Origin of the sequence: Hallella faecis (assembly GCF_018789675.1) — a bacterium.
Taxonomy (GTDB): domain Bacteria; phylum Bacteroidota; class Bacteroidia; order Bacteroidales; family Bacteroidaceae; genus Prevotella; species Prevotella faecis.
In genome coordinates, this window is sequence record NZ_JAHKBE010000061.1 from 1 (window position 1) to 14,960 (window position 14,960).

Annotated in this window: 11 protein-coding genes and 1 tRNA gene; 2 read left to right on the forward strand and 10 right to left on the reverse strand. The window is 51.2% G+C overall.

The features are described 5' to 3' along the window. Positions 1 to 122: 122 nt before the first annotated feature. From KM934_RS11120 to KM934_RS11140, 5 genes are read right to left on the reverse strand one after another with little or no spacing between them, the layout of a single operon-like run. Complete coding sequence (locus tag KM934_RS11120) at positions 123 to 2,090, reverse strand: YgiQ family radical SAM protein (protein ID WP_215760674.1); 1,968 nt, start codon at positions 2,088 to 2,090, stop codon at positions 123 to 125. Positions 2,091 to 2,093: 3 nt separating this feature from the next. Beyond that, positions 2,094 to 2,426, reverse strand: a complete 333-nt coding sequence (locus KM934_RS11125; RefSeq protein WP_252344983.1) for a hypothetical protein — start codon at positions 2,424 to 2,426, stop codon at positions 2,094 to 2,096. 34 nt (positions 2,427 to 2,460) lie between these two features. Then, positions 2,461 to 5,373: a golvesin C-terminal-like domain-containing protein gene (locus tag KM934_RS11130; protein ID WP_394369505.1), complete on the reverse strand. Its 2,913-nt coding sequence runs from the start codon at positions 5,371 to 5,373 to the stop codon at positions 2,461 to 2,463. 24 nt (positions 5,374 to 5,397) lie between these two features. Next, entirely contained in the window at positions 5,398 to 5,955 is a 558-nt protein-coding gene (locus KM934_RS11135) for a 1-acyl-sn-glycerol-3-phosphate acyltransferase (protein WP_252344984.1), read from the reverse strand. A 13-nt stretch (positions 5,956 to 5,968) separates the two neighbouring features. Further along, the gene (locus KM934_RS11140) at positions 5,969 to 6,241 is read right to left on the reverse strand and encodes a hypothetical protein (protein WP_215760676.1); all 273 of its coding nucleotides are present in this window, start codon (positions 6,239 to 6,241) and stop codon (positions 5,969 to 5,971) included. A 227-nt stretch (positions 6,242 to 6,468) separates the two neighbouring features. Here KM934_RS11140 and KM934_RS11145 point away from each other — a divergent pair, with 227 nt between their 5' ends. Then, a complete protein-coding gene (locus KM934_RS11145; RefSeq protein ID WP_215760677.1) occupies positions 6,469 to 8,121 on the forward strand; it encodes a diphosphate--fructose-6-phosphate 1-phosphotransferase in 1,653 nt (550 codons plus the stop codon). Positions 8,122 to 8,393: 272 nt separating this feature from the next. Continuing rightward, positions 8,394 to 9,290 (forward strand): glycoside hydrolase family 25 protein, encoded by an 897-nt coding sequence (locus tag KM934_RS11150; protein ID WP_215760678.1) that lies wholly within the window; start codon positions 8,394 to 8,396, stop codon positions 9,288 to 9,290. A 262-nt stretch (positions 9,291 to 9,552) separates the two neighbouring features. Here the strand turns inward: KM934_RS11150 and KM934_RS11155 are convergent, their stop codons facing one another. From KM934_RS11155 to uxuA, 5 genes are all read right to left on the reverse strand, one after another. Next, a complete protein-coding gene (locus tag KM934_RS11155) occupies positions 9,553 to 10,782 on the reverse strand; it encodes a double zinc ribbon domain-containing protein (RefSeq protein ID WP_215760679.1) in 1,230 nt (409 codons plus the stop codon). A gap of 57 nt (positions 10,783 to 10,839) precedes the next feature. Continuing rightward, complete coding sequence (locus tag KM934_RS11160) at positions 10,840 to 11,532, reverse strand: glycoside hydrolase family 25 protein (protein ID WP_215760680.1); 693 nt, start codon at positions 11,530 to 11,532, stop codon at positions 10,840 to 10,842. A gap of 108 nt (positions 11,533 to 11,640) precedes the next feature. Further along, positions 11,641 to 11,714, reverse strand: a tRNA-Pro gene (locus tag KM934_RS11165). 145 nt (positions 11,715 to 11,859) lie between these two features. After that, entirely contained in the window at positions 11,860 to 13,446 is a 1,587-nt protein-coding gene (locus tag KM934_RS11170; protein ID WP_215760681.1) for a mannitol dehydrogenase family protein, read from the reverse strand. Between the two features lie 24 nt (positions 13,447 to 13,470). Further along, complete coding sequence (gene uxuA / locus KM934_RS11175; RefSeq protein ID WP_215760682.1) at positions 13,471 to 14,736, reverse strand: mannonate dehydratase; 1,266 nt, start codon at positions 14,734 to 14,736, stop codon at positions 13,471 to 13,473. Positions 14,737 to 14,960 lie beyond the last annotated feature (224 nt).

Here is a 14,960-nt window from a genome sequence, read left to right on the forward strand (position 1 = left end):
GTTAATTAACTCCCTCATTTTCAAACGATTACGTTAGAATTAACAGAGTATTGTTGTTGAGAATGGAATTATCTATCACGACGTGTGTTGAGAATAGCCTGAACGATCACGACGCGGGGGCGTTATCGTTTCTTGGTTTTCTTCCCAAAACCACGGGGCTGGAAGTTGGGATTGAACGACTTGCGTTTCTTTTCGCGCATGTCGGTTCGCTCCGGCGAACTGCCAATGGCCTTGGGGTCGTAGTGGGCACGACCATGGTAAGGCACGCCGTCGTAGAGCTTGCTGATGAGGTCGGGCCGACCAATACGGCGCAACTCGCGCTCAATGGAAGCACGCTCCTCGGGCTTGTACCAGAAGAAGAACTGGCGCTGGGCCAACTTCTCGCGGGGTGTCTTGGCCGACGACACAGGCTCCAGGGTATAGGGATCGTAGCCGGTGTACCACGTCTCGGTGCTCACGGTCATTGGTGTAGGTGTGAAGTCCTGCACCTGTTCAAGGTGAAAATCGAGGTTCTTGGTCAGCACGGCCAGCTCGGCCATGTCCTCCTCTTTGCATCCTGGGTGTGAACTGATGAAGTAGGGGATGATCTGTTGGTTGAGCCCCTCCTCGCGGTTAATGCGGTCGAAGATGCGCTTGAAGTCGTAAAACTGACTGAATGATGGCTTGCGCATTAGGCGAAGCACTCGATCGGAGGTGTGCTCGGGGGCCACTTTCAGGCGTCCGCTCACATGGCGTGTAATGAGCTCGCGCGTGTATTGGCGAGCGGCCTCGTTCGATTTTTCGTCCTTGCTCTTGTGCAACAACAGGTCGTAACGCACGCCACTTCCAATGAAACTCTTTTTGATGCCTGGCAAGGCGTCGACAGCATGATAGATGTCGAGCAGCTTAGAGTGGTCGGTGACGAGGTTGGGGCAGATCTGTGGATTGATGCACGAAGGGCGGCGGCAACGCTCGCAGGCTTTCGGGTTGCGTCCATGCATGCCGTACATGTTGGCCGACGGACCGCCCAAGTCGGAGAGATAACCCTTGAAGTCGGGCATGGCGATAACCTGTTTCACCTCACGCAAGATGCTTTCCTTGGAGCGGCAAACCACAAACTTGCCTTGATGGGCCGATATGGTGCAGAAGGCGCAACCACCAAAACAACCGCGATGCAGGTTGACGGAGAATTTAATCATCTCGTAAGCTGGGATGGTCTTGCCCTTGTATTTGGGATGGGGCATGCGTGTGTAAGGCAGGTCGAAGGCGGCGTCGAGCTCTTCGGTGGTCATGGGAGGATAGGGGGGATTGACGACGGCAAACTGATGATCAACACCCTGAATGAGTCGTTGGGCGTGCATCTTATTGCTTTCTTCTTCAATATGCCTAAAGTTTTCGGCTTGTGCCTTCTTGTTGCGAAGACATTCCTCATGCGAATGGAGCACGATGTCGGTATCGGTGATGCCGCCAGGAATATCTTCTTTCTTAGCGAGATACACCGTTTGGGGAATGTCCTTGACATCTTTGATGCTACGGCCATTCTCAAGTTCCCGGCATAGTTGAAGCGTGTTCTTCTCGCCCATGCCATAGAGAATAATGTCTGCGCCACTCTCACAAAGGATGCACTTCTTCAGTTTGTCTTCCCAATAGTCGTAGTGGGTGAGGCGGCGTAGGGATGCTTCGATGCCTCCGAGCACCACAGGAACATCGGGGAACAACTGTTTTAGGATTTTGGAATAGACGATCGAGGGATAGTCGGGGCGCATGCCATGCCGACCGTCGGGAGTGTAGGCGTCGTCGTGGCGCATCCGGCGGTTGGCGGTGTAGCGGTTGACCATAGAGTCCATGGCACCTGGCGAAACGGCAAAGAACAAGCGTGGCCGCCCCAACTTCTTGAAGTCGCGGTAGTCGCCATGCCAGTCGGGTTGTGGAACGATGGCCACTCGGTAGCCGTTGGCCTCAAGCATGCGTCCAATGACAGCTGCGCCAAACGAAGGGTGGTCAACGTAGGCGTCGCCCGAGAAAAGGATGACGTCGAGTTGGCCCCACCCCCTTAGCTCACATTCCTTCTTCGTGGTGGGTAGGAAATCGGTCAGTTGATAGTTGCGCATGCCTTAATCGCTCACCTCTTGTGGATCCACTTCGTCTTGGTTAGCATGCTCACCCTTCCATTTCACATAGAGCAGCACCAACTGATGCAGACCGAAAGCCTTCATGTTGTTATTGTAAATAACGTCGAGGCACAGGTCCAACAGATCCTTGTCGTTGCCCGTCTCGCTCTCGAGCATCGAGCGGACGTTGAATTTCAGCTTGTCGAGAACTGTCTCGTCGATAATACCATTGCTGTCAATCAAGTAGCGAAGAAGGGCGTACTTATCAATGGTTTGCAGGTGTTTCTCGGTCACCTCTATGCTGCGGGTGCCTGAATGGTTGGCTTGTATCTTCATGATAGAATGATTTGATATATGATATGTTGTTTGTTTACTGTAAAATATAGTTGAGTATGCCTTGCATCAGTTTGTTGCGCGTGGTGCGGTCGGTGATGCACTCGAAGGGGAAACCCATGACAAAAGCCTTGTAATCGGTGCCTGCGTAGGCCACGGCGGCCGACTGGCCGCTGCTATACTGCATGGCGCAGATGGCGTTGCCCTCTGGGCTGAGCACGTTGGTGTGGGTGGCTGCGTAATGGTATGGGTTGAGCGTTCGGTAGAAATCAAACTGCATGCCCAATCCGTTCACACCTGTCAGCGAGTCGGTTTTGACGGTTCCACCATAGCTGGCCTTCATGAATCGGCTGAGCCATGCTGCGTCGTCCTCTTGCATCATGTCCTCGCCAACGTAGGCGCCACTCACCAAGATGCGTCCTCCGCCTTGTGTGTAGGCGGCAATTCGTCGCTGCATCGACATAGGAAACGACTTATAGTACTTGACGGTGTTGGGGTCGTACTTCTCCAATCCCAAGATCAAGTCGACGGCTTGGTACTTCTCGAGTTTTACCTTGCCAGCTTCGATGGCCTCAGAACTGCAACTGACAACGTTGTATTGCTTGGCTGAGGCGATGGCGTCGGTATGTGCAATGGTGTAATTGAAATCGTTGCCTGCTATGAAATGGCCGGCAAGTTCGTCGCCGCCATATCCCAATCCGCCAGGGCCTTCGTGCCCCATGCGCGAAACGTCGAAGCATTGTTGACGTCCATTCCAACCTGCGGTGAGGCCGTATGACACACCTGGGTCGCGGTCGATGTCGAATCCCTGTTGGTAGTTGTTGTCGACAACAGCTGGTGTTGCCAATCGGTGGAAACCATTGATGACAAGGATAGTTTTGCGTGCGTTCGGACAGCTGAAGGCTGATACGGTCTCAGACGGGAAGCTCTCTCCGCCTCGGTTGGCTGCCGTAACGCGGAAATGATAGGTCTCGCCAGGCTCAATGGTCATGACGGCGGAGGTGCCATTGACTTTTGTGCCGTTATCGAATCCACCGTGTCCGGTAGCCGTATAGATAATGTAATAGGTTGGGGTGGCAGTCGGTTCTTGCTCGTCGGGCTGAGCGCTCCACGACAGTTGCACTTGGTTTTTCGCTGTCAGTTCAACAGACACATTGCGAGGGGCCAAGGGCGCTATGATGGTCGAGCGGCCATGCATGCTGTTGACGTATCTCACAATGGTCTTGTACATCGAGCGCGCCAATGTGAACTTAACATTGGGATCTTGACCCAAAGCCATGTCGGGGAAATTTTGGTGCGACAAGGTCTCAATAATGGCTGATGGAACTTCGGGTAGGCGCGTTTCTGAGTAGTTGCGGTCCCAAAGGTAACGACGGTTCCAACGTTTGTACACAAATGTCATGTCGCGTGTGATGCCTGAGAGAAGTTGTTCTGCAAATATCTTCGACGCTTGTCGGCTGACACCCGATGACAGACGCCCGTCGTTGAAATCGGTGGTGGCAATGGCCAGTGAGCCAACTATGTCCTTGCCGTTGGGTGCATAACCAGCGTCGCTATGAATGGCCAACGACAGCTCGATGGGTACTTTCTTGCCGTCGACCGTGGGCACAAAGACGGACCCTCCCGCCAACCAGTTGGTCATCTTCGAGCGTGTGTTGATGTCGTCGGAATAGTCGTCGTCGCCACCTCGGGCACCATAGGTGGTGTAAGGGGCGCCCGCCCACTGGGCATAATAGCGTGCTCCCTCCAAGCAACGGGGGTAATGGCTGATGGCGCCACCGCGTTCAATGTTGCCCATGCCGCCTCCAAAGCGCACGGCATCGGCTGTTACGATGCCTTTCATGCGGCTTTGGTTGGTCAGCATGACACAGTTGTACACGTTGTCGCCCTTGTCGAAATCGAAGGTGCCGAGGTAAACCCATGTGCCGCCTCCCATCTGTTGGTTTACGCGAAACTCGGTAGCCTGTCCTTTGTGGAACACGGTATAGTGCGCGTCGTCAACGCTATTGGGAAGGGATTGGTAACTTACGTAAACGGCGTAACGGCCTTCTTTGGCGAAATGGGGCTGGTATTTGACGAACGCCTTGTCGCTTTTCTTGCTGGCTTTCATCATTCGAGCCGTACCTGCCAAGAAGGGATTCTCATGGTCTACATAGTGTCCGCTATGCGCCTTAAATCCTTCATGTGGGGCTGTTAGCCAACTTCCGTTTTCCGCATATTCCTTGTATTGGCTGTCAGAGGAGTTGAGGCCACCATCGTTGTCGACGATATACTCATCGGTTTGCCAGTCGCGTTCACGTGGAGTGAACACCACAGCTCCTGCGTTCTCGAGCATGGGAATGAGGAATGGCACCACGATGGTTTGAGTGAACAGGTCTTCTGTGGTGCCAAAAAGATTGGGCCTTTGCCATTTCCAAAAGCCTTTTTTGTTGTCGTAATACCTACCGTGTGAGGCCCATAGACTGATGTGACGGTCATAAAGACCGTGTGTGATGTTGATGGGGCGTGATGCGTTGTCCACCCAAGGTCGTCCGTTATAATTGATCTTGCCCCACAAGGCTTGCGAACCGTCGCGTTTCGACTTGTGACTGGGTACGTAATCCTCCACAAGCATGCCATTGCTGACAATTTGTATGCGGTATTTGTTATAAGGCTTGGGTAGCGCCTTCTTGACTTTTCGGTAGATCTGCCCCACTTGTTTGTCGGTGAAGTCTTGTTGGGCAAAGTGTTCGTCGGTGGTGATCGTAACCAGTTGGTTGCAGTCATCCACCGAAAAACTCTTCATTCGAGGCTGTTGTGTAAACCAAGAACCTTTCGCATGATAATTGAGGAAATACTCGTTTAGCGAACGATTCGCTTTTTCCTTCTGCGTAAGGCCTTGCGCTACGACACTTGTCGAAAGCGCAAACAGACATGCACAACCAATAAGCAGGCCTTTTCCTAAAGTCATATTAGAATCAAATTTGTACCCGGCTTACACTTCTCCGATGGAGAAATTTTCGGGTTTCTTGCCTTTGAAGTCTTTGAAGTAGAGCTTAATATGGCGCATGTCCTTCTCCAAATCTCCTGACGGCATGATGCTTTCAGTACAATTAATGAGTTTCTTCTCGTAGTCGGTTCCGTAGAGCAAGATTGGAATTTGCGCCTTCAGGGCTATAAAATAAAACCCTTTCTTCCAATCAGGATTGAGTGATCGTGTACCTTCGGGTGTGATGCACAGCCCGAATTGTTGGCGTGTCTTCGCCTCTTCGGCCAAGTGGTCGGTCATGCTGGTGTGCTTCGAGCGAAACACGGGGATGCCTCCCATGCGGCGAAAGATGGGGCCTAATGGCCAGAAGAACCACTCTTTCTTCATCAGGAAATTGGTGTGCATGCCTTCGGCGCGCATGTACAGTTGCCCAATCAAGAAGTCCCAGTTGCTGGTGTGAGGCGCCAAGCAGATGATATACTTGTTCGGATGTGCTACGGTAACGTTCTTTTTCCAGCCCAATTGTCTATATAAAAGCCAATGGCAGAACTTTCTCATGATCATTCGGACGCTATGTTTATGCTAAAGTTCCAATCTGGTCGATAATCTCGTTGATCCGCTGGTTGAAGTCAGAGATGAGCTGACGGTAATACTCGTGTGCCGTCATGCCGGGCTCAGGATGAGAAACGCGCTTCACAAAGTCGTTCCTTGTGACGATGATGGACGAGAGGAGGTTGTTGACGGCTTCCTCGTTGTTAGCTGTTCCATACAGTGATGCTGCTACACCCTCTGCGAACAAATCGCTGCAAACGTAGTTGATGGTCTGCTTTAAATCTCTTTTCTTTGCCATGGTTTGAAATTGTTTTTTGGTTGATAGGCGGGCATAGGCCATGGGAGCTTGCCCGACACAGTTTCTTGAAATCCAAGTCCAAAGATAAGTAAAATTGCGGAAATGCAAGCAGAAGTTCTAAAAAATCTTTTAAAAAAGACTTTTCTTTCTCTTTTCTTTCCATATATCAAGGAAAAAACGTAAATTTGCAACAAATCTGACGTATTAATTAATTAGAAGAACAGAAAATGAAAAAGAGTCTTTTGCAGAAGGCCCGTGCTCTTTATCAGCCGAAGCTGCCTAAAGGTCTGCAGGGTGCCATTAAGGTGAAGGAAGGTGATCCGACACAAAGCGTGGGTGATCAGGATGAAATCAAGAAGTTATTCCCCAACACTTACGGTATGCCTCTCATCGAGTTTGTACCTGGCGACAAGTCTGCCGACAGCGCTGTTAATGTTGGTGTTATTCTCTCAGGTGGTCAGGCTCCTGGTGGTCACAATGTGATTTGCGGTATCTTCGATGCCGTGAAGAAGATGAACCCTGCCAACAAGGTGTACGGTTTCTTGATGGGTCCCGGCGGTTTGGTGGACCACAACTACATCGAGCTCACTTCTGAGTTCGTTGACGACTATCGTAACACAGGTGGTTTCGATATGATCGGTTCTGGCCGTACGAAGCTTGAGGAAGTTGGTCAGTTTGAGAAGGGTATCGAGATTCTTCGCGAGCTCGATATCAAGGCTGTCGTAATTATCGGTGGTGACGACTCTAATACTAACGCTTGCGTGTTGGCTGAGTACTATGCTGCCAAGAATTACGGCGTACAGGTTATCGGTTGCCCGAAGACCATTGATGGTGACTTGAAGAACGACCAGATCGAGACAAGCTTTGGTTTCGACACCGCTACAAAGGTTTACGCTGAGCTCATTGGTAACATCGAGCGCGACGCCAACTCTGCCCGCAAGTATTGGCACTTCATTAAGCTCATGGGCCGTTCGGCTTCGCACATCGCCCTTGAGTGCGCTCTCCAGACCCAGCCTAACATCTGCATCGTCTCTGAGGAGGTTGAGGCCAAGGACATGACGCTCAATCAGATTGTTGAGCAGATCGCCTCTGCTGTTGCTCAGCGTGCTGAGGATGGCAACAACTTCGGTGTGGTGCTCATTCCTGAGGGCCTTATCGAGTTTATACCTGCAATCGGTCGCCTCATCGACGAGCTCAACGACTTGCTCGCCGCTCACGGTTCAGACTATAAGGATCTTGACAAGGACGCCCAGCGTGCTTACATCCTCGCTCACCTGAGCAAGGAGAACGCAGAGACTTTCGCTACTCTTCCTGAGGATGTAGCTCGTCAGCTTTCTCTCGATCGCGACCCTCACGGAAACGTGCAGGTGTCTCTCATTGAGACCGAGAAGCTTCTGTCTGACATGGTTGCCGCTAAGCTCGCTGAGTGGAAGAAGGAAGGCAAGTATGTGGGTCATTTCGCTGCCCAGCACCACTTCTTCGGTTACGAGGGACGTTGTGCCGCTCCTTCTAACTTCGACGCTGACTATTGCTATGCTCTCGGTGTGAGCGCTGCTAACCTCATTGCCAATGGCAAGACGGGTTACATGGCCATCGTTAAGAACCTGTCGGCACCCACGGATGAGTGGAAGGCTGGAGGTGTGCCTATCACAATGATGATGAACATGGAGCGTCGTAATGGTGAGATGAAGCCTGTTATCCGCAAGGCTCTTGTTGAGCTCGATGGTGCTCCTTTCAAGAAGTTCTGTCAGTGTCGTGAGGAGTGGTCACGTGAAACTTGCTTCGTTTATCCTGGTCCTATCCAGTACTGGGGTCCTGCAGAGGTTTGCGACCGCGACACACGTACTCTCTCTCTCGAGAACGCTGCTAAGAACAAGTAATTATCAGGTGCTTGCACCTTGTTAACTATTTGTGTAAAAAGAATAAAAGGGGCATTCCTCTCGCTCAAGGGCTGTGTGGGAATGCCCCCTTTTCTAACCGATGGAGACCGCAGTTTACGTTCAGGTTATGAAACCTAACAGTTGTGGTCAAGAGAGCAGAAGGCTTGGCTTGTTCATCAATGATGGCAAACTGCCATAGTGATGTGTGGCTGAATATGCCTTGCATTCTTTGTTAATGCTCCTTCGGTTGGTGATAAGTCAAAGCTCAACCTATGTCAACCAAAACACCCACACGCTCCAGATACCAGACGACCCGCCACCGCAAGCCAACGACTTACCGTCGTTCACATGGTTGGGGACAGTTGTCATTGCTGCCTTTCATGAAGAAAGGTAGGCGTTGGCCTTGGCTTCTTGGGGGTATTGGAATCTTGGTTCTTTACGTTTGGGCGTTTTATTATTTCTTTGTGGGTCCCACGGGTTTCCGGTGGCGCGCGCTTTATGGCGACGCCAAATATCCGGCAGGCTATGAGATACACGGCATCGACATTTCCCATTATCAAGGCACCATCAATTGGAACCGTTTGCGCTATAGCGCCATGGTTGATGGTTGTCCGATTCGTTTCATCATCATTAAGGCAACGGAGGGCTCCTCGCGCGTTGACGAGAATTTCTCCGATAATTTTGACAATGCCCGCGAGTATGGTTTCATTCGTGGCGCCTACCATTTTTGGAGCAATAAGTCGTCGGCTCGCGATCAGGCTTATTACTTTTTAAGCAAGGTCCATTTGGAGGAGGGCGACCTTCCGCCCGTGCTCGACATTGAGCATATGCCTCAAGGCAAGAGCGTTGAAGATTTTCAGATGGATGTGTTGACGTGGCTACACATCGTTGAAGATAAGTATCACGTGAAGCCAATCATTTACACCTATTATAAATTTAAGGAACGTTACCTTAGCACCTCTGTCTTTGATGGCTACCCCTATTGGATAGCGCATTATTATGTCGATAAGGTTGAGTATAAGGGGAAATGGAAATTCTGGCAGCATACCGATGCAGGCCAGTTGCCTGGCATCAAAGGGAATGTTGACTTGAACATTTACAATGGTTCCTACTATGACCTTATGCAGTTGACCATAGGAGGCTCTGACGAGATGACCACCGATGAGTGACGTTCTTGCCAGTCATAGAATCCCTAACTTTATTTTTCGGTAAGGGGGCTTGAAGGCTAATCCGTATAACCTTTCTTATGGCATGGTGAGCGCTCTGGGTGAGACCCTGGTGCGTGATGCTTTCCATGCGATTGCTGCAACTTGCTCTTTCTGTGTCGTGATGCCTATTTAGGGGCGGTTGAGCATAGGCATAGGAAATGGGCAAAATAAAACCCCAATCGAACGAACGATTGGGGTAGAAAGGGTAGTATGTGTTCTTTGATTATTCCAAAATCTTAGTCATCGACATGGCTGAAATGAGACCGTCTGGGTTCACGGTTGCCGAGATATGGTATTTTGCGTGCTTTTCCTTGCTGTCGTCAGTTCTGTCTATGTCTTGAAGGGCAGAGAATTTGACGGTGTATTCGTATTCCTCATCGCCCACTTCCTTCTTGTCGATTTCGTAGTCGTTGTTCAAACGCCAGGTCATGCGTGTAATGTCATCCTTGTAAATCTTGTGCATGAACGTCACAACGTCGGCCTTGATGGCGTCGGGCTTACCCAGGAAGTTGGTAAGGATCGGAGCCACCGAGGCTTGCAAATCGCCTTCGCTCTTGGCATTGATGGCTTGGAAGAAATGGCGGAATACCGAGACGATCATTGTCTTCTCGTTGGGTTGCACCGTGTTGGCTTTAAGCGACTTGATAGCTGTCTGCGCCTCGTCTACATGTTCGCCTTCGTCGTGTGCGTTGAGATAGGCTTGAAGCGCCTCCAAGGTGTTTTTACTGCTTGCGTCGGCCCAGTCGATAGAGTCGATCTTGTGCATGGCTTCCGCCTTGTGCTCCGTATCGGGATGCTTGGCCAAGTAGTCCTCCAGTGCTGCCTTTGTACCGCTTACCACAGCGTTGGTCCATTCCACATCTTGCTTTTTCAACTCCTCCAACCGTTCGGTTACGGCTTGGATGTGCTCTGCAGGAGCGTCGAGGTTGCTGTCGAGATAGGTCTGTAACACCAATGGGTCATCGCTCTTCATGGCAAATTCGTATGATTCCATCTCTTTGTTGCTCTTGGCATTGCTGTAGAAATAGAAGCAAACGCCGCAGATGGCAAGGGCGATGACAAACGCTACGATGAGTGGGCCGTGATTTTTTTTCTTGGCCTGATTGGCCGTTTCGTTTTGGCTCTTTTGAGGTTTGACGGGCGGTGGGGTGGGCTGCCTATTCGTTGCAGGTTGGCCATTGGGCTTTGTGGTGGTAGCCTGGGCGTTTGGCGAAACGATCTGGCCGCCATTTCCTTGGCTTTCTGCCTGACGCGTATTGGTGCCTTGTGCTGCTTGTCCGCTTGAACGTGTCAAGTGGTGGCAGTTGGGGCACATTTCCTGGTCGCGGAAATAGATTTCCCCACATTGGGGGCATTTCATGATTTTTCCTGCGATTTCCACTCCGCAGTTGGGGCAAACCGGAGCTTTGTCGCTGATTTGTCGTCCACACTCTGGACATTTAATGATAGCCATATCTTATGATGTGATGATTTTCGTTGGTTAATGGGTGAGGGTGTTTGTTGTGCAGCGTTATCTATGTCTGAACCTGATTTCTCTCAATCGGTGGTTGCCCATGAATCGGCTTTTGTCCACATATCCGTTGATGCCGTTGAGATGTCCTTTACCCGTGTATTGCCACAGTATGAAGTCGAGGTCGTCTTTCAACACAGGCTCTCGTGCGGTGTATTGGGCAATCATCACCTTGTAGTCGCCCAAGAGCCCCAACAGGTTGTTGTCGTAGAAATTGGCACCCGTGTAAAGAAGCGGTTTTTGCTTGTAAGCTTTTTCCACAAGATCAAGGAAGATGAACAACGAGTCTCTGAAAGCCTCTTTGCTCAATCCGCTTCGCGTCTCAATGTCGATCATGGGCAACAAATCCTGGTCTCCAGGCCTGCATTGGGTCATGAAGTTCTCAAGTTGCGTTTGTTGCGCAATCTTTGGGCGGTAGAAATGGTACGAGCCCACTTTCAGCCCGTACTTGTGCGCCAAGTCGATGTTTTGCTTGTACTTGCTGTCGATATTGTCGCCTCCTTCCGTGGCTTTCAGGTAGACGTATGCCATTTTGCTTTCGCCCACCGTTTCCCAGAATACTGAGCCTTGGTAGTGGCTTATGTCGATTCCGTGGATGTGGCTGCATGTGTCTTCGCACTCCGTGTATCTGCTTTGCGCATGGAGTGAGGAGAATGCCAACAAACTAATCAATAATGTGATGATTCGGTTCATACTGCAAAGTTACTGAAAAGATTTAAGAACGGCTCGTCCCTATTTGTAAAAAGATACAAAAAAGCCGCAAAGAGATATTCTTTGCGGCTTCTTTCATGTTCCTTTTCGTCGGGGCGACAGGATTCGAACCTGCGACCACCTGGTCCCAAACCAGGAGCGCTACCGGGCTGCGCTACACCCCGTTCCCTCTTGGCGTTCCTTTTGATATGGAAGTGCCGTCGGATTTGCGGGTGCAAAGGTATGGCTTTTTTTCGACCCTACCAAATTTTTGGTCTATTATTTTACGCCATCGTTTGTTTGTTGCGCTTTTGCGGTTGCTATCGAAGTCTATCGCTGTGCGGTGTATTTGTGTAGTGTGCTTCTTACGGCTCCCTTTCCGGCAAAGAGTTGCTTGACCATTCCTTCGATGCGGTTGCCCAGCGGAGTTTCGTATAGGTTGAGTCCGAACACGTCCTTCCTGCTATAAAGGTTCTTCAGGCAACTGTAGTCTTGGCCTTCCTTGCCCACGGTGAGCGGTTCCACAATCTGTTGTAGCTCCTGCAGCATGGGGTCGGGCGAGGGTGTGAAGGGTTTTCCGTTGTCGTCGACACCCTTCAGGTAACGGGCGTAGCCTGCCAACACGAGGGGAATAAGAACCAAGTTGTCCATATCGAGATGACGAGCGGCATACTTCTTGATGGTCTCGCCAAAGCGTATGGGCAGTTTCTGACTGGTGTCCATGGCAATGCGTTGCGGCGTGTCGGGCATGAAGGGGTTGGGCAGTCGGCGATTGATGAATGCGCCAATAAACTCATACGGATTGATGATACCCGGGTCGGTAACGACAGGCATGGCTTCGATGTATCCAATTTTTTGGATGAACGGGCGGATGTCTTCGTCGTTCATCTCGGCGGATATCAGCGTATAGTTGAGCATGCAACCATAGAGCGCCATGGCCGTGTGGAGGGGATTCAGGCAGGTCGTTACTTTCATTGTCTCCACCTCGTCGACGGTTTTTCGCGTGGTGTAGATAACGCCAGCTTGGTCGAGTGGTGGACGTCCGTTGGTGTAATGGTCCTCGATAACAAGGTATTGTGTCTCCTCGGAGTTGACAAACGGGGCGGTAAACGTGTGCTTCTCGGTCTCGATATATTGGTTGTCCTCGAAGCCGTCGGCGGCCAGCATTTCCTTCACCTTGGCATGGGGGCGGGGTGTTATCTTGTCGATCATCGACCATGGGAAACTAATGGTTTGCTCATCCTCCAGGTAGTCGACAAACGCTTGCGGCGCCAGACGCTCTTCGGCCCATCGTTTTGCGTAGGCCATGACGCCGGCTTTCACTTTGTCGCCGTTGTGCGAGCAGTTGTCCATGCTCTGCACCGTCAGTGGCAACTTTCCGGCTTTGAACCGCTCGTAGAGCAAGGCGGTCACCTTTCCCATGGCCATCATAGGCTTGAGCCCTCGCTCCAAGTCGGCTGGTGGCACCCCATAGCCTTTTTCTGTGATGGTAAATGTGGCCATCTGCAAGGATGGATTGCGGAAGATGTCGACCAGACGGCTCCAATCGTCGAACGCATAGTCGGCCTTCAACGATTCGGTCACCGATGCGATGACCTTCTTCTCGATGGTTCCTGACGCTTGCAGGCTAACAAGCAATGATAGGTTGTCGTAGGGCGTATAGGCCTTGTCGACGACCTCGTAGTCGAATGTTTCGGCCACGATGACGCCACGGTCGTAAACTCCTTTGTTTAGAAGGTCGTTGAGGATGGCGGCAGGGAACGCCCTGAATATGTTTCCTCCACCGAAATGAACCCAAGTGGGATTCTCATGGGTGCGTGTTCTTACGGCTTCAATGTCGTATGTGGGTAGTTCGTAGCCCTTGGCTTCCCACTCGCTGGCGTTCAACTTGCCAGAGCTGATATCTTTGAGTTTCATGTTGTTTCGATTTGAATAATGAGGTTAATCGAAGAAGCCTGGCTGGTGGAAGGGCTTGTTGAGTTCGCGGTCGACGGTGGCTATGATACCTTGTACCTGGCCCATGGCGAACATGCGCCCCAGGAAACTGTAGCCGGCGTTGTAGCCCTTCGTCTCATCGCCGAGCATCGTCATGCCATGGTCTACGCGCATGGGTAGGCGCTCGATGTTGGCGTTTCCCTTGCGGCGCTCCTCCTCTTCCTCAAACACACGCGCCAGTTGGATGATGTCGGCGCGTCCTCCAAGATGGCTGGCTTCGGTGAAGTCGCCGTTGGGGAACACATGGCAACTGCGCAGATGCACAAACCATGTGCGTGAAGCGTACTTGCGTGCCATCTCCACTACATTGTTTTGGGCACCGGCCGAGAGCGATCCTGCGCAGAACGTAAGACCGTTGTGCTTGTTGGGAACGGCGTTGAGGAACCACTGAATGTCGTCGTCGCAGGTTACGATGCGCGGCAGACCGAGCACCTGGAAGGGTGGGTCGTCGGGATGGACACACATATACATGTCGCACTCTTCGCAAACGGGCATGATGGCCTCAAGGAAATACTTCATGTTGGCGCGCAGTTGGTCGCGGTCGATGCCCTTATAGAGGGCAAGCAGTTGACGGAACAGCTCCACGGGATGCTCGTCGTCCTCCTTGAAGTTGCCGCTCACGAAGCCTTGTGTCTTGATGACAATGTTCTCCACCAAGGCGTGGTCCTTCTCGGGTGTCATGGTGCTTCGCAGTTGCTCCACCTCCTCGATGATGTTGCGGCCGTTAGGCTTTCCGTCGGGTCCCAACACCTGAAAACGTGCCCAGTTGTCCTTGGCGCCCTGGCGTTTCAGAATGTAGATGTCGAAATAAGCAAATTGTGGGATGCTGAAATACAGGTTGCTGCTGCCGTTGGGATTGTCGTGAAGCAGGTCGGTGCGGGCCCAGTCGAGCACGGGCATGAAGTTGTAGCAAATGGTATGGATACCCTCGGCCGCGAGGTTGCGCAAGCTCTGCTTGTAAATGTCAATTTGTTCATCGCGGTCGGGGCCAGCATACTTGATTGTTTCGGTCACGGGCAGCGACTCGACGACGCTCCAACGCATGCCGTAACTCTCGATGAAGGTCTTTAGATCGTGTATCTTCTCACGTGTCCAAACCTGACCCAAAGGTACGTCGTGCAGGGCGGTGACGATGCCCTCCACACCGATTTGTTTGAGCATGGCAAGCGTTATTGGATCGTTCTTGCCAAACCATCTCCATGTTCTTTCCATAAATTTCGATTAGTTTAAGTAATTGATTACAAAGATATACAAAAAAACGTTTGTCCGCTTATCTTATAGCGTAAATCATGATTGTATTATGATGTGCTGACGAATGTTAACGTTGGTTAACGTTGTGGGGTTCTTGATTCTTTTTTTTGTTAGTATGAATCTTTCCTTATACCAATAGTTCGTTAAAATTTGAGATAAAGGCTAAGCAGTTTTACGCTGCCAGC

Excerpts from the sequence above, each read along its gene's own strand:
- KM934_RS11145 (WP_215760677.1), top strand. The coding sequence starts at position 6,469 with ATGAAAAAGAGTCTTTTGCAGAAGGCCCGTGCTCTTTATCAGCCGAAG.
- KM934_RS11120 (WP_215760674.1), bottom strand. The coding sequence starts at position 2,090 with ATGCGCAACTATCAACTGACCGATTTCCTACCCACCACGAAGAAGGAA.
- KM934_RS11170 (WP_215760681.1), bottom strand. The coding sequence starts at position 13,446 with ATGAAACTCAAAGATATCAGCTCTGGCAAGTTGAACGCCAGCGAGTGG.
- KM934_RS11140 (WP_215760676.1), bottom strand. The coding sequence starts at position 6,241 with ATGGCAAAGAAAAGAGATTTAAAGCAGACCATCAACTACGTTTGCAGC.
- KM934_RS11135 (WP_252344984.1), bottom strand. The coding sequence starts at position 5,955 with ATGATCATGAGAAAGTTCTGCCATTGGCTTTTATATAGACAATTGGGC.
- uxuA (WP_215760682.1), bottom strand. The coding sequence starts at position 14,736 with ATGGAAAGAACATGGAGATGGTTTGGCAAGAACGATCCAATAACGCTT.
- KM934_RS11150 (WP_215760678.1), top strand. The coding sequence starts at position 8,394 with ATGTCAACCAAAACACCCACACGCTCCAGATACCAGACGACCCGCCAC.
- KM934_RS11130 (WP_394369505.1), bottom strand. The coding sequence starts at position 5,373 with ATGACTTTAGGAAAAGGCCTGCTTATTGGTTGTGCATGTCTGTTTGCG.
- KM934_RS11125 (WP_252344983.1), bottom strand. The coding sequence starts at position 2,426 with ATGAAGATACAAGCCAACCATTCAGGCACCCGCAGCATAGAGGTGACC.
- KM934_RS11160 (WP_215760680.1), bottom strand. The coding sequence starts at position 11,532 with ATGAACCGAATCATCACATTATTGATTAGTTTGTTGGCATTCTCCTCA.
- KM934_RS11155 (WP_215760679.1), bottom strand. The coding sequence starts at position 10,782 with ATGGCTATCATTAAATGTCCAGAGTGTGGACGACAAATCAGCGACAAA.